The organism is Scrofimicrobium canadense, from assembly GCF_009696615.1.
GTDB lineage: Bacteria > Actinomycetota > Actinomycetes > Actinomycetales > Actinomycetaceae > Scrofimicrobium > Scrofimicrobium canadense.
The window spans coordinates 1-17392 of sequence record NZ_VULO01000008.1; the positions used below are offsets into that span (position 1 = coordinate 1).

The 17392-nt window shown below is 53.9% G+C and carries 14 protein-coding genes; 6 read left to right on the plus strand and 8 right to left on the minus strand.

Translation table 11 applies throughout. From position 1 onward, the window contains the following. Positions 1–38: 38 nt before the first annotated feature. Both FYJ24_RS07235 and FYJ24_RS07240 read left to right on the plus strand, forming a co-directional pair. On the plus strand, positions 39–722 hold the full coding sequence (locus tag FYJ24_RS07235) for an MFS transporter (RefSeq protein ID WP_318656580.1): 684 nt from the start codon (positions 39–41) through the stop codon (positions 720–722). Between the two features lie 56 nt (positions 723–778). Continuing rightward, on the plus strand, positions 779–1633 hold the full coding sequence (locus tag FYJ24_RS07240) for a phosphatase PAP2 family protein (protein ID WP_154545036.1): 855 nt from the start codon (positions 779–781) through the stop codon (positions 1631–1633). A gap of 83 nt (positions 1634–1716) precedes the next feature. On the opposite strand, the gene hemW is transcribed toward FYJ24_RS07240, so the two are convergent. The 4 genes from hemW to FYJ24_RS07260 are packed head-to-tail and all read right to left on the minus strand — an operon-like array spanning position 1717 to position 6412. Further along, complete coding sequence (hemW, locus tag FYJ24_RS07245) at positions 1717–2868, minus strand: radical SAM family heme chaperone HemW (RefSeq protein ID WP_154545038.1); 1152 nt, start codon at positions 2866–2868, stop codon at positions 1717–1719. Beyond that, on the minus strand, positions 2856–3551 hold the full coding sequence (gene trmB / locus FYJ24_RS07250) for a tRNA (guanosine(46)-N7)-methyltransferase TrmB (RefSeq protein ID WP_318656582.1): 696 nt from the start codon (positions 3549–3551) through the stop codon (positions 2856–2858). Before trmB ends, hemW begins: the two co-directional genes overlap by 13 nt. Further along, complete coding sequence (lepA, locus tag FYJ24_RS07255; RefSeq protein ID WP_318656583.1) at positions 3548–5389, minus strand: translation elongation factor 4; 1842 nt, start codon at positions 5387–5389, stop codon at positions 3548–3550. Before lepA ends, trmB begins: the two co-directional genes overlap by 4 nt. Before the next feature lie 60 nt (positions 5390–5449). Continuing rightward, complete coding sequence (locus FYJ24_RS07260; protein WP_154545040.1) at positions 5450–6412, minus strand: hypothetical protein; 963 nt, start codon at positions 6410–6412, stop codon at positions 5450–5452. Between the two features lie 309 nt (positions 6413–6721). Between FYJ24_RS07260 and rpsT the strand changes: the two genes are divergently transcribed. Then, positions 6722–6985: a 30S ribosomal protein S20 gene (gene rpsT, locus FYJ24_RS07265; protein ID WP_318656584.1), complete on the plus strand. Its 264-nt coding sequence runs from the start codon at positions 6722–6724 to the stop codon at positions 6983–6985. A gap of 188 nt (positions 6986–7173) precedes the next feature. Here the strand turns inward: rpsT and holA are convergent, their stop codons facing one another. From holA to FYJ24_RS07285, 4 genes are all read right to left on the minus strand, one after another. Further along, complete coding sequence (gene holA, locus FYJ24_RS07270) at positions 7174–8106, minus strand: DNA polymerase III subunit delta (protein ID WP_154545042.1); 933 nt, start codon at positions 8104–8106, stop codon at positions 7174–7176. Continuing rightward, the gene (locus tag FYJ24_RS13410) at positions 8045–9499 is read right to left on the minus strand and encodes a ComEC/Rec2 family competence protein (protein WP_154545044.1); all 1455 of its coding nucleotides are present in this window, start codon (positions 9497–9499) and stop codon (positions 8045–8047) included. Before FYJ24_RS13410 ends, holA begins: the two co-directional genes overlap by 62 nt. A gap of 25 nt (positions 9500–9524) precedes the next feature. Further along, a complete protein-coding gene (locus FYJ24_RS07280; RefSeq protein WP_154545046.1) occupies positions 9525–10190 on the minus strand; it encodes a helix-hairpin-helix domain-containing protein in 666 nt (221 codons plus the stop codon). Between the two features lie 88 nt (positions 10191–10278). Further along, a complete protein-coding gene (locus FYJ24_RS07285) occupies positions 10279–11859 on the minus strand; it encodes a cation:proton antiporter (RefSeq protein ID WP_154545047.1) in 1581 nt (526 codons plus the stop codon). A gap of 75 nt (positions 11860–11934) precedes the next feature. On the opposite strand from FYJ24_RS07285, the gene proC reads away from it, so the two are divergent. The 3 genes from proC to FYJ24_RS07300 all read left to right on the plus strand — a co-directional run bounded on the left by proC (position 11935) and on the right by FYJ24_RS07300 (position 17366). Continuing rightward, on the plus strand, positions 11935–12759 hold the full coding sequence (gene proC, locus FYJ24_RS07290; RefSeq protein WP_154545049.1) for a pyrroline-5-carboxylate reductase: 825 nt from the start codon (positions 11935–11937) through the stop codon (positions 12757–12759). A 79-nt stretch (positions 12760–12838) separates the two neighbouring features. After that, positions 12839–15478 carry a valine--tRNA ligase gene (gene valS / locus FYJ24_RS07295; RefSeq protein WP_154545051.1) on the plus strand — a complete coding sequence of 880 codons (2640 nt, stop codon included), beginning with the start codon at positions 12839–12841 and terminating at the stop codon, positions 15476–15478. 37 nt (positions 15479–15515) lie between these two features. Continuing rightward, complete coding sequence (locus FYJ24_RS07300; RefSeq protein ID WP_154545272.1) at positions 15516–17366, plus strand: AMP-dependent synthetase/ligase; 1851 nt, start codon at positions 15516–15518, stop codon at positions 17364–17366. Positions 17367–17392: the final 26 nt, after the last annotated feature.

Sequence of the window (17392 nt, forward strand, 5' to 3'; positions counted from 1 at the left end):
CGAATGTAAGCCACAACCCCATTCTAACAAGGCCCCTAGTGCCCCAACCCAGACACCCAAACCGCGTAAACAAGCCAAAACCAACAACCCAAAACGCCGTCTCAGGACCCCATGTCAGAAGTCAGGCCTATGGCACCACGGCGCAAGATGCTAAACCTGCCGGACTGGGGATTACCTACACTCACTTCGTCCTCATGCAAATCATCGGTGTGGTCTTCTTCGCGATCTTCACCGCGGTGTCTGGAGTGATGGCAGACCAACTGGGCCGCCGCAGGCTCCTACTGTGGATATCGGCGCTTATCGCCGTCTTTGGGCTGGCTTTCCCAATATTTCTTACCATGCGAACTGAGCTCATGTTTACCGGCGCAATGACTCAATCTTTCCTCATTATTGGTTTCACTCTCATGGGCCTCACTTTTGGACCAATGGGTGCCATCTTGCCTGAACTATTCCCCACCAATGTTCGCTACACCGGATCCGCAATCGCTTACAACGTGAGTTCAATCCTAGGTGCGGCGCTGGCTCCCTTTATTGCCGTGGCTCTATGGGCGGATGCTGACGGATCAACCCACACCGTCGGGTGGTATCTTGCCGGATCCGCAGCTTTGACGTTCATTGCCCTATGGATCACTCGCGAGACAAAAGACGTCAATTACGACCAGGCTTCGGCTGATGATATCGCATTAAGCGAGGCGATGGAGGCTGAAGGACTCCAAGTCTAGATTTACCGATCTCCCCTTCCAGATCCTTTGGGCAAGAATAATGGCACACTGAAATCATGACTTCGATACGGAATCTTTCTCGATGGATATGGCTGCCTGTGATGTCAATACTGGTATTTGCTGCCATATATGGCATTGCAGTGCTGACATCACAGGGACAGGCTTTCGAAAATGCCGCTCTGGCCGGGTCACGCCTCGAAGCTCCAGCTTTCATCACCGAGGCAGACGATGAGCTAGCCGCAATATCGTACACTTCACTGGCAGTTTCCATTGTCGTTGTATTCCTCATTGGTCTCATCCGTCGACGTCCGCGGCTGGCAATCGCTGGAGCGGGAACAATCATCGTTTCGGTCCTTGCAGCCGAAGCATTTAAACGCATAATTCTCCCAAGACCTGCACTTGTCCAGGCGGCTGCGGATATCAGTCACAACTCCTTTCCCTCCGGACACACTACGATCGCGATGAGTATTCTTATGGCAACAATCCTGGTCGTCCCCTACAGGGGTCGCGGCTGGGCAATGTTCATCGTCTTCACATGGTCAACTGGAATCGGGGCAGCAACACTGGCCGCACACTGGCACCGGCTCAGTGACACTATCGGTGGCGACATGATTGCTTTAGGGGTGGGATCTCTCTTTTCCTTGTGGCTGGCGCGCAGCGGCGATATAGTTCCGTGGCGCGGTAAATCCTTTCCTTTTCGCACCGCATTGGTTGTGTTCATCGCGCTATTTGCTGCCGTCACTTTAGCTTTGGCGCTGGCCTTCGCATATTTTCTCCCCACTCTTAGTGGTGCGGATTATCAAAGCGGCGCTTACCAAGTCACCTATGTTGCGGCAAGTGCCGCCTCAACCATGACGGGACTGGTGTTTTGGTGGAGCTGGCATAGGTTGCAGGTCCCTGCAAAGTCCTAATCCCCCGAACAAAACAGTGTCCCGGACTTTTATTTCCCGCCGGGATAGGTATTATGACACTGTCACATGTCAGGGAGGGGAAATTAGCCCTCCCAGCCCGCCAGCACTCGCGTAACGTAATCGGCCATAAGGCGCCCTTGTACCGTCAATATAAGACGTCCGTCGTTTTCAGTAACCAAACCTTCTAATTCAGGTCGCATTGGCGCCTGGACCCCCTCGCACGTGCGAATACTGAGCATCAGGCGTTCTAGTTCCCGGTCCTCGACACTAAGTTTTTCGCCTTCGTGCATGGGAATTTCTTCGTCACGAACCCTCTGAGCGTATGCCAATGGGTGTTTCACATTCCACCACCGGGTATCTCCCACGTGGGAGTGAGCACCGGGCCCATAGCCCCACCAGTCCCAATCTCTCCAATATGCAAGGTTATGACGCGAAGCGAATCTTCTCTTACTTGCATCGAGGTGATCCTCGCCAGGAAGTGCCCTTGCAAAATTAGAAATTTCATACCAAGCGAAGCCCGCCTCGGAAAGCACTTGGTCTGTTAAGAGATATTTGTCGGCGGCTTCATCTGGGTCTGGCTGCGGGAGGATGCCACGGGCTACCTGCGCATGCAGCTTTGTTCCTGGTTCAACAATCAAGGAATAGGCACTCATATGGTCGGGCTCTAGAGAAAGCGCATGCTCAAGGCTAGTCTTCCAATCCTCAAGAGTCTCTCCTGGAGTTCCGTAGATGAGATCCACCGAAAAATCGAGGCCTGCATCTCTGACCCACTGGGCGACCACAGGTAGTCTTTCCGGGCGGTGCTGGCGGTCCAGTGTTGCTAGGACCTTGGGGACAGCCGATTGCATTCCAACAGACACCCGCGTAAATCCAGCGCTGGCTAGATCTTTCAAAGATTGAGCCGTGACCGTCTCTGGATTTGCCTCAATCGTCACTTCAGCATCTGTCGCTACAGGGAGGGCGTGCAGTATCTCAGCGAGGCTTTTGGCATCGAGCAGAGTAGGCGTACCTCCACCAAAAAACACTGTCCGAAATTTGCCTTCGATACAGCGTTTACTCATCTCGATTTCGCGCAAAACCGACTGATGATAGTTTCCCCGGGAGGCTCCCGGCCCAAAATCGTTGATATAGGTGTTGAAGTCACAGTATCCGCACCGCACCGTACAAAACGGTATGTGCACATACGCGGACTTTGCCTTATGTGCGGGACTGATGGGGATGGCTACTTGCGCCATGCGGTAAAGTCCCACGTTTCTCTGCCAGCTTCAATCCCTCGACGTTCAAAGCGAGTGAGCACTCGCCCTTCCCACCGTGAGGTTTCCTCGAAATCGAAACTGGGCGAGTTTGCTAGCACTTCACGCATCTGCAGTGCGTAATCTTCCCAATCTGTCGCAAGTCTCCACGGCCCCCCACTCACGAGAGTACGGGCCACTTCTTCAGCGAAATCTGGGGAGACGAGTCTGCGCTTGTGGTGGCGGGCTTTACGCCAAGGATCTGGAAAGAATGTCCACAGTTCTGCAATCGCACCGTCTGAAAAAACTATTGGGAAAGCCTGCTGGGCGTCAGCTTCCATAATGCGCAGATTGGAAACACCAGCTTCCACAGCACGCGAAACAGCTTTGGCTATGCCTGGCTGCCACACCTCAAATGCCAGAAAATCACGCTCAGGTTGTTGGCGCGATGCCTCGACAATTTGTTCACCAACGCCAGAACCGATTTCGACAACGAGCTCATTCATGCGTCCGAAAATACTGCGCTGGTCAAATACGTATTCCTCATTAATGGTTGTATGCCCATCGCTGCGAGGTACTTCAATCACAAAGTCTGACCCGTGATGCGCCAGGGTCCGCTGAAGGTTCTCAGGAAGTGCCCTGGCACGCCGAGTAAAAGACTTCGTGCGAGCCTGGTACCTGTTCACTTTTTTCCTGTCGGAGCTTCGGAAGTAAGAGCCGCAATAAAAGCTTCTTGAGGGACGTCTACGCTGCCTATCGACTTCATGCGTTTCTTTCCTTCCTTCTGTTTTTCCAAAAGCTTCCGCTTGCGTGAAATATCTCCCCCATAACACTTTGCCAGCATGTCCTTACGCAAAGCTTTGATCGTCTCACGCGCAATAACCCGTGAGCCAATAGCAGCCTGAACAGGAATCTCAAATTGTTGACGAGGAATAAGCTCCTTGAGTCGTTTAGTCATGCGCACACCGTATGCGTATGCTGCATCTTTGTGGACGATTGCCGAAAAAGCATCCACTTGTTCTCCATTGAGAAGAATATCGACTTTCACCAAGTCTGCGGCTTGCTCCCCCGCTTCGTGGTAGTCCAGCGAAGCGTAGCCTTTGGTGCGGGACTTCAGCTGATCAAAAAAGTCAAAAACGATCTCAGCCAGCGGCAACCGGTAACGCATTTCGACCCGTTCAGGCGACAGATAGTCCATGCCCCCCAAGGTTCCCCGCCGCTCTTGGCAAAGCTCCATAATTGAACCAATATATTCCGAGGGCGCAAGGATCGTTGCGTCAACCACCGGTTCGCGAACCTCAGCTATCTTTCCATCAGGATACTCAGAGGGGTTATCCACCCGCAGCTCGGTTCCGTCCTCAGCAATCACCGTATAGACGACGTTGGGGGCCGTGGCGATAAGGTTCAAACCAAACTCACGTTCAAGCCTCTCACGCACGATCTCGAGGTGAAGCAGCCCCAAGAAACCTGACCGAAATCCGAACCCTAATGCCGCCGACGACTCAGGTTCAAAAGTCAAAGCGGCATCGTTGAGTTGTAGCTTTGTGAGAGCTTCACGCAGATCAGGAAAATCTGAACCGTCTACCGGGTAGATTCCAGAGAACACCATTGGTTGCGGATCACGATAGCCTTCTAGTGGCGTTGTAGCCCCCCGGATGGCGGTAGTCACCGTGTCACCTACGCGTGACTGGCGCACGTCCTTGACGCCCGTAATAAGGTAGCCGACTTCACCGGCTCCGAGCCCTTCGGAAGGCTTGGGCTCGGGTGAGATGACACCGACCTCTAATAGCTCATGGTTGACACCAGTTGACATCATCTTAATACGTTCGCGGTGTTTCAGCGCCCCATCAACCACACGAACATAGGTCACCACGCCACGATAAGAGTCATACACCGAATCAAAAATCATTGCGCGAGTCGGCGCTTCCAGATCCCCGTTAGGTGGTGGAACCGAATCGACAATGCGATCAAGAATGGCACGCACACCCTCGCCAGTTTTCCCTGAAGCGAGCATCACTTCCTCTGGATCAATCCCAATCAGACCGGCGACTTCTTCAGCATATTTTTCTGGCTGAGCACCAGGAAGATCAATCTTGTTGAGAACCGGGATGATAGTGAGATCGTTTTCCATCGCCAAATAGAGATTAGCGAGAGTCTGCGCTTCGATTCCTTGCGCGGCATCGACTAGCAGCAATGCCCCCTCACACGCTGCCAACGATCGAGAAACCTCGTAAGTGAAATCCACGTGCCCCGGTGTATCAATCATATTGAGAGCAAAAGATTCACCCCCGACAGTCCAAGGCATACGCACGGCTTGGCTCTTGATGGTGATGCCACGCTCGCGCTCAATGTCCATGCGGTCAAGGTACTGGTCACGCATCTCCCGATTATCGACCACTCCGGTCAGTTGAAGCATGCGATCAGCAAGTGTGGACTTGCCATGATCAATGTGAGCGATGATCGAAAAATTGCGTATGCGTGCTTGCGTTGTATGCAATGGACTCAAGGCCGTTGCTTCACTCACTGGGACCTCCCGATTGATGCTGCCTCAATATGGTCCCATGATGCGCGCATTTTAGGAAAACTAGTGTGACACTCCACAAAGATCGCGGTACCGATTGCGCAGTTGCTGCAGTCCGGCACTCATCTGACACGGGTCACCCGTATATTGGGCTTGGTCAAGGAGCCGAGTGGTCACCTGGACCACAGCGGCAGCATCGTCTTGTTCAAGAGCAATAGATAAAAGCACAGATAAAACCATCGATGTGAGTGCGTCTGCCACGTCAAGATGTTTCGCGCAGTCCTGCGCCAACCCCTCTAACTGTTCACGGGCACTGTCCATCTGTCCCAGGTGCAGCGAAAGAATAGATGCATCATAACGGCCTCTCAGTGTAATCGGAGAGTACTGGCCGTAGATCTTGGTAAATATCAGGATTTGCTCCAGCATAAGATCCCTAGCCTCACTCACGCGCCCATCCGAGGCAAGGAACTGGACGTAGTTATCCCGCGTCGTGAAACAATGCTCAGTCTCAGATTGTCCCCATGCTTCAAAATCAGAGATTAAGTCGATGTAGATGCTTTCAGCCTCCGCCCGGTGCTCCCCTCCCTCAAAAATTCTGGCAGCATTGTTACGCACGGCCGCGTGCAGTGGCTCTTTCAGATCCAGCACCACAGCAGCATCGGCTAGGAGACTCCTGGCACATTCCTCAGCTTTGGACTGTTTTCCGGCCTTCCCCAGCCAGTACATTTGTGTATTGCGCATCACCAACGCCATCGGATCTAAAGATCCCCATAGCTGGATGGCGCGCTGCGCGCATTGTGTTGCAACTTTTGCCGCGCGGTCTAGGTTCCCCAGTTCTGCCCACCAAGGAACTGTCTCACGCAAAGCAAAGATCGCATGATCTTCCGGTGGATCATCATTGAGAAACTCCGTGATCGCGGCGATCGCGCGCTCAAACTCTGACCAGTAGGCGGCAACAAGGGCTTCTTTGACTTGGGCATGCTCAAAGAGGCCCTCAGGGGCTGGTATTTCACTGTATAGCTTCATTCTTCCTCCGTAATAGTCGAATAGTCGTGACCACACTCTGCACGGTTTTTCCCAAGCTCGCCTCCACCCCCAACAGAAAATGTGGATAAGATCAAAAGGAAAGCCTGTGGACGAATAGGTGACACCTTTCACTGCCAGGAATAGTTTCTGAGTATCTGACGCTGCTAAACTTGGTCATTGGATTCTCGGCCAGGTCGGGCCGCGGATCTGCTTCGCGTCGTTTGCAGGGTGCCCCACGCCCAGTCCCGACAGTGATTCACCCCTCACCGACCGTTGTATCTAAACAAACTGACGAGGAGAAACCGACCAGTGGCAAATATTAAGTCTCAGAAGAAGCGCATCAAGACCAACGAAAAGCGCCGTGTCCGTAACCAGGCGGTCAAGTCTGAGCTGAAGACTCTAGTTCGTAAAACCCGTGAAGCTGTAGACGCTGGTGATAAGGCAGCTGCAGAAGAAAATCTGCGTGTTGCCAGCCGCAAGCTGGACGTTGCAGTATCAAAGGGTGTTATTCATCGTAACCAGGCTCGCAATCGTAAGTCGAAGCTTGCTAAACGCGTAAATGCAATGGACTGAGACCTTCTCACTCTATCTTCGGCCCGGCTCCAAGCCGGGCCTTTTTCTTACCTCTAGGGTCTTCCTTGCGGAGGTCTTCATGCAACAGACTGGGCGATATGGCAAGTGCCTGGGCGGCATGCCGCCCTGTTTACAGTTTTATGACCCCGTAGGTGGGACCCGTACGTGGGAAGAGGTACCGCACATCATCAACGCGAAGCATTAGACCTTAGCCGGGAAATATCGATGATGCACTTTTCGATGGCGTGGTCAGCTGATCCGGGGGCTCCTTTAAGGACCGAATCTGCTTGAGCAAGGAAACACATGGCTTGCCCCAATTGGTCGTCATCCCAGCGCCGCAAACTCTCCCGAGCCGCCGTTCCCCGGTATCCTGCAGGTGCACTACCCGCACTTGCCAAAGCCATATCGCGAAACTTCATGGCAACCGCACCTAAAAGTGGAATATCTTCCACTCCAACCGAGCGCGCCTGCCTGTAGAGCAACAACGCCCGTGGTCCCTGCCCTGCAACGATGGCATCGGCAACCTCAAAGGCAGTTGCTTCTGTCTGCCCCGCAAAGAAGGACTGAATATCATCGTCGGCTACGCGCGGACCATAGTCGCTCACCAGTTGACGCACGGCCCCCAACACCTCATACAAGTCGCGTCCCACCGCGTCGACAATCATTGCTGCAGCGCGAGCACTAATAGTGCCACCACACGCTTTGGCTTCCTCTTGGACCAGTTGGATTTTCGCCCGATCATTGCGCAACTGAGCGCATTCGATCATCGTAGCTCCGGCTTTCTTTGCCTCATCAATAATTTTTCTATTCTTGTTGCCCCCGCGGTGACGCAAAAGCATCTGAACGCCGGAAGCAGGCTGCGCAATATACGCTAAAACGTCCTCTACACACGCGGCCCCAGCACGGTCTAGATCATCGAGAATAATCAGTCGTGCTTCCTCAAAAAGAGATGGTGCGCATATCATCTGCAAGCGCCCCGGCTGGTAGCTAACCGCGCTGAGTTTTGTCACCTCAGTTGAAGGATCTGCAGACAGGACTTGTGTCCGTATCCGCGCCACCTCACGATCCCCCAGCGCTGCTTCGCTGCCCCGAATGAGAGTGATACCCTCCGCGTGTGCCACCGATGCGCCTCCTAAGCGATTGCCATACCACCACTAAAACTATCAGGGGAATCCATGCTAGTGGAGCCAACCACCCTGAGAACCAGGGCACCTGCGCTGCCGGCAACTGTGCACATGTTGTCGCCACGAACGCTATCCAATCAGCGCAAGGGGCTACCAACGCGCACAAGACTTCAGCACACTGCGGCGCCCACATACCGCAAGCGGCGGCAAGCATTCCCCCAATGGTCACTACAGGAATTACTGGTGCAACAAGGATGTTTGCCAGCGGTCCCCACAGGGGCAGCGCATCGTTGAAAGTCAGCAGTACTGGCATTGCCCATAGTTGGGCTGAGAGAGTCAATGCGGCCGCCTCGATAAAGAACCGGAATATTCGATTCTTCACACGCCAACATTCCATCAGCTCTCTGCCAGTGAATAAGAGACCCCATGTGGCCAGTACTGACAGTGCGAAACCGATCTCTACGGCGATCCACGGGTGAATTAGCACGCAAAGGAGAACCACAATCGACAGTGTGGTCTGTGGCTGTCCACGCCTACGCCCAGCTAATCCCCACGATGACACCCAACAGGTCGCTACAGCTCGTATAACGCTGGGTTCTGGGCCGACGACACCCAAGAGAAGTAACGCAAATACGGCCGCGATGGTTGCCCGAGTGATCCGGCCTCCTGGAATAACCGCTCCTAATACACCAAGTGCAATCGCTAAATGCGCCCCTGAGACAGCGGTGATATGGATGAGTGACACCGTTTTCATCGCGTCTTTCACTTCAGATTGCAAGTTGCTTTCATCACCTAGTGCCATGCCTGGTATGAGACCTTGGGCCGCCGAACTCAGTTTTGCAGTTCGCTGGTGCAGGTTTTGCCGTATCTGCCCTACTATTGCTTGCCATCCTCGGGCCGGTTCGTAGTGACGCACCCCTTTCGCCTTCACGACTCCAATCAACGGCGGAGTATCACGAAAGCCCTTTTTCAGTGCCCCATATACTCTGAGGCGGTCGTATCGGTGGAATGCTTTGATGGTATCGCCGGAGATGACTGCTTCTGCCATTGACAGATGCACTACATTTCCACTGTCAACCTCTACTATTTCTATGCGAGCATCCCACTGAACTGAGCCCCAGGAAGAGACTCTCCGTTGCGGATCTTCTTTGAGGATCACCGAGAACACAGCAGTCTGCCCGTCATACATCTTCGCTGCCGCATCTCTTTCGTACCCCTGCATGGCAAGTGTTCCCGCACCAAAGCCAAGCAACAATGCCAGACACCATACGCCGCCCGTCAGCCGCATCTTTGTATACACCAGGCACGGTAGCGCAGCGATTACGGCCCCCCACACCAGACCGGTCAGACCAAGTACGACTCCAAGCCATGTTGCTGCCGCGATGGGCACCAAACGGTAGTCTTGTGGTTTCCTCTCAGGGGCAGAGGCTATCACGTATCGCTCGCAGCTTTTTTGTGCCTATCCCTGTCACTTCGACTAGAGACTCAGGCGATGAAAAGGGACCGAATTCTTCTCGGTGATCAAGGATTCTTTGTGCCAATGCTGGCCCCACGCCGTCGAGTTGCTGTAGCTGTTCCATATCGGCGGAATTGATGTCGACGCAGGTGGTATTGGTGGTTTCACGCGAGGTCTCCTCCCCTGTTCCCACGTCTACCTCGCCTTGGACCGTCACATGAATTTGTTCTCCATCCATGACTTTTCGTGCAAGATTGATACGTGCCACATCTGCTTCAGGAAGTGCACCACCGGCTGCCTCTAGGGCGTCACAGACTCGTGACCCCAATGGAAGGTGCACAACTCCCGGGGTACTCACTGCCCCAGAAACATACACCACCGCATCCTCACCAACCGGAGTCTTCGCGATTTCGCTTCCGGAAATGGCCTGGGCTAAATCCTCGGCTGTATCTTCTACGAGCACCCCTGCAGATTGTCCCGCAGCTGCGTGGTCACTGCCTCCGCCCGGGTCTTTCATCCATAAGTTCACGTAGCTGAATACTGAAAGCCCAACCAATAAGACAACTAGCGTGACGGCGGCCAAAGGATCTAGCTTCCAGCGCTGCACTTTCCATATTCCCTTCACGCCGCCACGCTAACAACAGTCTTGTGACTTACCTAGTCACAACCTCAAGAAATGTGGATAACTCCCCCATCAAGACCTGTGGATAGCCTCAGTCTCTCTTTCTCATTAGTGAAGTTTGCAGGTCGAGGCGTTGGAGGACTCGATCAACAACGACAGGGTCCGCGCCAGTTTGGTTGCGTGCCTCGATGAGGCTTTCCCGCGCGGCAGCAAGTGCAGTTTTCTGAACCTGATAGAGAATCGCCCGGTTTGTGCGCCTGGTGTTAATATCCTCGTCAATATCTTCTACCACGGTACGTTCCAAGAGGCCCGATTCCAGTTGTTCGACAACAGCATCGATGCGTTCAACGACAGGATCGGGAAGGTCCTCCATCTCATGGATGGCGTCAAAAGCCCGTCTTGCAGCACTATGTGCCAGTTCCCGTTCTTGTTTGCGTTCGACCTCCGCCTCAGATCCCACGTTGAGGACTCTCAGTAGCCAAGGCATTGTCAAACCTGCAATAAGCAAAGTCACGACTAGAACCATGCAGGAGGCGACAATAAGTTGCGCACGTTCAGAGAAGTACTCGTCCCCCGGCCCTATGAACCGTGGCAGTGAAACTGCTAGTGCCAGGGTGATCAGGCCGCGCATACCGCCCCAGGTCATCACGATGGCTTCTTTCCATGTTCGCGGGGCCATGATAGGCGTTCCTCGCATGCGGTTGACCCTGGTCAGCACGACAAGGTAAACCAGCCTCACAACAACGACAACCAACGCGATGATGAGGCCTTTGCCAATCATTCGCCAGACTTGCGAACCATATTCAGACAGGACATCTTGGAAGCCTTCACCAATAAGCCCGAAGGCGAGGCCCGTCAATATCAGCTCCGCCACTTCCCAGAATGATGCCCTCACCAGACGCTCTTCCACGTCGTCAGGGGACTCGGTCCGTCGGTATTCGAGGGCAGCCACAACTACAGCAAGTACACCCGATGCCTCGATAGAGTCAGCAATCAAATATGCACCGTAGGGCAAGACGACGGTGGCGGCAGCAGACGCAATGGCATTATCTGATAGTCGCACGATGAAGCGAATACCCGTGGCCAAAACCAAACCGACAATAACCGCTAGGACTAATCCGACGAGAAAATCCGCTAGAAGTTCCCTGGGTTGGATTTCCTCACCACTTTCAAGAGCTGCCAAGGCAACTTCAAAGATCACCAAAGCAACCGCGTCGTTGAATAGACCTTCGGTCTGCAAAGTGGAGAGGATACGGCGCGGCAGGGGAACAGTTTTCGACACTGCTTCGACCGCTACTGGATCAGGCGGAGACACCATCGCACCCAACACCAGGGCAGCTGGCAGTCCCATACCTGCATACAGCAGCCACGCGGTCCCCGACACCATCGCCGTTGTAAAAATCGTAAGACCGACCGCAAAGATCACAATAGTGCGCCATCTCATACGAAACATCCGCCAGCTGGTGCGTTCGGCAGCTGTGTACAACAACGGAGGTAACAGTAGAGGAAGAACTAAATCGTTAGGAACGTTAAGGTGCTGCCCAGGAATCCACGCAATCCCTACACCAACTAACACCATAAGAGCTGGCCATGGCGCATTTACTCTATTGCCAATTTCAACTACCAGTATCGTAACCAGCGTCAGCACCATGATTCCAACTAGTGTGCTCATGGTTGCCCCTTCGATATACGACTACTGGTCTATTTTAGGGGACGTCAGGCACAATAGAGTACGGAAAGGATCATCATGCGCTTGGGAGTCATCGGTACGGGGGCCATGTCGGGTGCCATTGCCCGCGGCTTGACTAAGACAGACAACGCAGCACAGTTCGTTCTCTTCGACGTGAATGACGCCGCTGCCCACACCTTGGCAACAGATATCGGCGGCGAAGTTGCTCCCGATATCGAGACAGTAGTCAAAGAGTGCGATCTTGTGATTCTTGGGGTCAAGCCTCACATTCAGCGTCTTGTCCTACAAGAAGTCGCTCCTGCTCTCACCTCCTCTAAGCGACCCGGGATCATTTCGATTGCAGCCGGTCGAACCCTCACCGCAATATTCCAAGATTTGGCAGAATTTGGTGTATCGGAATGCCCTCCGTTGATTCGCGTGATGCCCAACGTCAATGCACAAATCGGCATGTCAGCGTCAGCAATCTGTTTCTGCCCCAATGTTGCCGATGATATGCGGGCCTCTGCCATCTCAATTTTTGAGGCGATCGGCGAGTGCATAGAACTGCCAGAAGCATCGTTTTCGGTATTCTCCGCGTTGGCGGGAGCGTCGCCAGCATGGTTCTTCCAGATCCTCGATTCTTTCGCCCGAGCCGGAGTCAAGCACGGTTTGACAAAGAAACAGGCACTACAGGCTGTCACCCAGTCGATGCTTGGGTCAGCGCGTATGGTCCAAATCGAATCTGAAAAGGACACAGTCCCATCCGAACTCATTGATCGTGTCTGTTCTCCGGGGGGAACCACCATTGCTGGTCTTCTGGCTGCTCAAGCGGCTGGTCTAGACTCCGCTCTAGTGCAGGCCGTCGATGCCACCGTACTACGCGACCAAGAACTTGGCGGCTAGAAACTGGACCCAGTTGGCTCTACAGCCGCTGAGGAACTACCGTTAACTCCGCTACAAACCACCATCATGGAGAGTGTCAATGAACCCCATCCTTCCTGCCCACCTTCCGTCGCCCTCTGCTCCGGATCGGGTTTCCACGGACGGCTTGGAATCCAAGTGGAATGAAGCCTGGACTGCCCAGCAAACCTACAGCTTCAACCGCAGTGCCACGCGAGACCAGGTCTACTCTATTGACACGCCTCCCCCCACTGTTTCAGGGTCATTGCACGTGGGCCACGTATTCTCTTATACCCACACCGATGCGGTAGCTCGCTTTCAGCGCATGCAAGGCAAGGAAGTCTTCTATCCGATGGGATGGGATGATAACGGTCTTCCCACCGAACGGCGGGTCCAAAACTATTTTGGTGTCCGCTGCGACCCATCTTTACCTTACGATCCCAGTTTTGTTCCCCCTCATGAGGGTGGAGAAGGCAAGTCCATCAAAGCCGCCGACCAGGTGCCAGTTTCTCGACAGAACTTTATTGAACTCTGCATGCGCCTATCTCAAGAGGATGAAAAACAGTTTGAAGAGCTGTGGCGCTACCTTGGATTGTCGGTGGACTGGGGCTTGACATACCAGACCATCGGGTCTGATGCTCGCAAAGTAGCTCAGGCTGCATTCTTGGGAAATCTGGAACGCGGTGAGGCATACCAGGCCGAGGCACCCGGACTATGGGATGTTACGTTCCAAACCGCCGTTGCCCAGGCAGAGTTGGAAGCCCGTGAATACCCCGGGCACTATCATTCGCTGGCTTTCCACGGCAAGGCTGGAGATGTGGTCATTGAGACGACCCGTCCGGAACTGCTCGCTGCATGCGTCGCTCTCATTGCGCATCCAGAAGACGAGCGTTACCAGCATCTCTTCGGCACCACGGTTACTTCCCCCGGTTTCAATGTGGAGGTGCCAGTCTTGCCTCACCCGATGGCAGAGATGGACAAGGGTGCTGGTATTGCCATGTGTTGTACTTTCGGTGACCTCACCGACGTACAGTGGTGGCGCGAGCTGAACCTCCCGACGAGAGCAATTCTTGACAAGGATGGACGCATTACGCGTTCGCTTCCGGATTGGATTACTGACGTCCATGGAAAAGCTCTTTTCGAGGCGATGGCAGGTAAGACAACATTTTCTGCCCGCAAGGCGGTAGTGGAGGCTCTCCAAGAGTCGGGAGAGCTGGTCGGAGAGATTACCCCGACAAACCGCATGACAAATTTCTTCGAAAAAGGCGACAAGCCTCTTGAGATTGTCACCTCACGGCAGTGGTATATCCGCAATGGTGGAAAACCCTACGAACATCAAGGGCAAGAGCTACGAGACGAGCTGTTAGAGCGCGGCCGTGAACTAGCGTTCCACCCAGACTTCATGCGTGTGCGCTACGAAAACTGGGTTGAGGGCCTCAACACTGACTGGCTGGTCTCCCGCCAGCGTTTCTTCGGTGTCCCACTCCCACTGTGGTATCGCATCGATGACAGTGGTGTCGTGCACTACGACCAGGTACTCACCCCGTCTTTGAATGCACTTCCCATCGATCCCACCATTGACGTTCCGGCGGGTTATGACGAATCACAGCGCGACCAACCCGGTGGTTTCACTGCTGAAGTAGACATTATGGACACGTGGGCCACATCCTCACTTACCCCACAGATTCCCACAGGCTGGCTGCGCGATGAGGATCTGTACTCTCGCGTTTTCCCCATGGATTTGCGGGCGCAAGGTCAAGATATTATCCGCACGTGGCTGTTCTCTACAGTGCTTCGATCAGACTTGCAGTTCGGTTGCCTTCCCTGGGCAAATGCTGCAATCTCCGGCTGGATTTTGGACCCAGATCGCAAGAAGATGTCCAAGTCCAAAGGCAATGTCGTCACGCCTATGGGCCTGCTTGAAAAGCATGGCTCCGATGCTGTCCGTTACTGGGCGTGCTCAGCTCGGCTGGGAACCGATGCGGCTTTCGACGAAGGCCAAATGAAAATCGGACGCCGCCTAGCCATCAAGGTGCTCAACGCTTCAAAGTTTGCACTGACCATGGGAGGCGACGCTTCGCTCACTTTAGATCCTTCCGGTGTCTCTGAGGCAGTTGACCTTTCAGTCTTGGCTGCTCTCAGACAGGTGATCACCGCCGCGACGAAGGCTTTCGCCGACTATGACCATACGCGCGCCCTCGAAGTGACGGAAACATTCTTCTGGACATTCTGCGATGACTATGTCGAGCTGGTCAAAGAGCGGGCCTACAACCGCGACAGGGTGTGGACTGCAGAACAATCGCACTCTGCACGCACAGCTCTAGCATTGGTTGTCGATGCCATCATCCGCCTGCTGGCCCCGTTCCTTCCTTTCGCAACAGAAGAGGTCTGGTCGTGGTACCGCGAAGGTTCCATTCACCACGCACCGTGGCCGAAAGCCGATGAATATGGAGAAAATGGCGACCCGGATATGCTCTCGGCAGTCTCTGAGGCTCTTATCGTACTGCGCAGAGTGAAATCCGATGCGAAGGTTTCTCCGCGCACGCCCTATCTGCAGGTGAGTGTAGCCGCACCTGCAACGTTGCTGGACAAGCTGCACGCTGCCTCCGCAGATCTTGAAGCGGCGGTGAAATCAGAAGTGCCGATAGAGTGGCTCGAAGGGGACTCACTGTCCATCGCATCACATCAGTTAGGTGAGGCCCCTAAGAGAAACAAAAACTAGAACCGGGGAGGAAACTGTGGGTGACAATACCGCTCATATGTCAGGGAGCAATGGAGAAGAGAACGGCGATACTGCCGCTCTGGAATGGCATGCCCCTGTGCTCGATCGCATTGACGAACACAGTACGATTCCTTCCATGCTTGCCAAGCGAGTCGCCGCGGCACCGAAGGCACCGATTATCGAAGTTAAAGGCGAAATGGGCTCGTCATGGCGCAAGATTCTTGCAGCTGACTTTTGGGAAGAAGTGCAAGACATTGCTGCTGGACTCATCGGAATGGGTTTGGATTACGGGCAACGGTTTGCAATCATGTCACGTACCCGTTATGAATGGACGCTTCTGGACTGCGCGGGCTGGGTGGCCGGATTAGCGCCCGTTCCCATCTATGAAACCTCATCCATGCAGCAAATCGCCTATATTTTGGATGACGCCGAGGTGAAACTGGTTGTTGCTGAAACGGCATCTATGGCAAACCTTGTTCGTGCAGCCGTGGACACGCTAGATCGAAATATTGAAGTTCTTTCTCTTGACTCTGAAGCCATTCAACGCCTCACCGAGGCTGGCCGCACTATTCCCAAATCTCAAGTCACCAGTCGCTCCAACCGGCTCACAACAGATTCATTGGCGACATTGGTGTACACGTCGGGAACGACAGGGGAACCCAAAGGCGTTGCAATCACTCATGGAAACTTCACAGATCTTGGTGTCAATTCCCACTTGTGGATGTCCGAGATAGCGAGTCACCCCAAGTCACGACTTCTTCTCTTCCTTCCCCTGGCTCACATTCTGGCGCGCTTTTTGCAGTATTTTCAGCTCACAGGTCAAGGCGTATTGGGACATACCCCGGACATTAAGAATCTCCTTCCAGATTTGGGGTCTTTCCGCCCCACATATCTTCTGGTCGTACCTCGCGTTCTGGAAAAAATCTACAATTCGGCTGACGCCAAGTCCGGATCAGGCACAAAGAACAAGATCTTTCGCTGGGCAGCGAATACTGCCATCGAATACTCGCAGGCTCTCGATACCGATGAAGGCCCATCAAAATCTCTCAAAGCGCGTATGCGTGCGGCCCAAACCTTAGTGCTCGGCAAGATTGCCACCCTCGTCGGCGGCAATGTCGATTATGTTATTTCGGGTGGAGCTCCCCTGTCTGAACGTCTGGCACACTTCTATCGAGGTGCTGGGCTGCCCGTGCTTGAAGGATACGGCCTCACCGAGACAACTGGTCCAATATCGGTCAATACACCCCGACTCAATAAGATCGGAACTGTGGGCCCGCCTCTGCCGCCAATGTCGGTGAGAATCTCTGACCAGGGCGAAGTCTTAGTCAAGGGCCCGTCCGTTTTCAAAGAGTATCTCCATAAGCCCGAACTGACAGAAGCTACCTTTGAAGACGGCTGGTTCAAGACTGGCGATCTAGGATCACTTGATCGCGATGGGTACCTTCGCATTACCGGACGCGCCAAGGACATCATTGTCACTGCCGGGGGCAAAAACGTGGTTCCATCTCTGTTAGAAGACGATTTGCGCGCCCACCCACTGATTAGCCAGGTGGTTGTGGTCGGTGACAAGCGACCTTTTGTGGCTGCTCTCATCACTTTGGACGCAGAAATGTTGCCACTGTGGCTCAAGAACAAAGATCTTCCACCCATGTCGGTTTCGGAAGCAGCTGAAAATGTTCAGGTGCGTGCCTCGCTCGAACGCGCGATCGAAAAGGTAAACCAGCGAGTTTCTAAAGCCGAGTCGATCCGCAAAATTGAGATCATTCCCACCGATCTCACTGAAGCGAACGGCATGTTGACCCCCTCACTCAAGGTCAAACGTTCTGTGGTCTTGTCAGAGTTTGAGGACGTCATTGACTCTATTTACGGTGGTCCATTACAGGGTTAGAGCACCAGACATCCCTTACAGAAGGA

Bases quoted from the DNA above. Each gene is read 5' to 3' on its own strand.
- FYJ24_RS07285 (WP_154545047.1), bottom strand. From the start codon at position 11,859: ATGAGCACACTAGTTGGAATCATGGTGCTGACGCTGGTTACGATACTG.
- FYJ24_RS07240 (WP_154545036.1), top strand. From the start codon at position 779: ATGACTTCGATACGGAATCTTTCTCGATGGATATGGCTGCCTGTGATG.
- proC (WP_154545049.1), top strand. From the start codon at position 11,935: ATGCGCTTGGGAGTCATCGGTACGGGGGCCATGTCGGGTGCCATTGCC.
- valS (WP_154545051.1), top strand. From the start codon at position 12,839: ATGAACCCCATCCTTCCTGCCCACCTTCCGTCGCCCTCTGCTCCGGAT.
- FYJ24_RS07300 (WP_154545272.1), top strand. From the start codon at position 15,516: ATGTCAGGGAGCAATGGAGAAGAGAACGGCGATACTGCCGCTCTGGAA.
- hemW (WP_154545038.1), bottom strand. From the start codon at position 2,868: ATGGCGCAAGTAGCCATCCCCATCAGTCCCGCACATAAGGCAAAGTCC.
- FYJ24_RS07260 (WP_154545040.1), bottom strand. From the start codon at position 6,412: ATGAAGCTATACAGTGAAATACCAGCCCCTGAGGGCCTCTTTGAGCAT.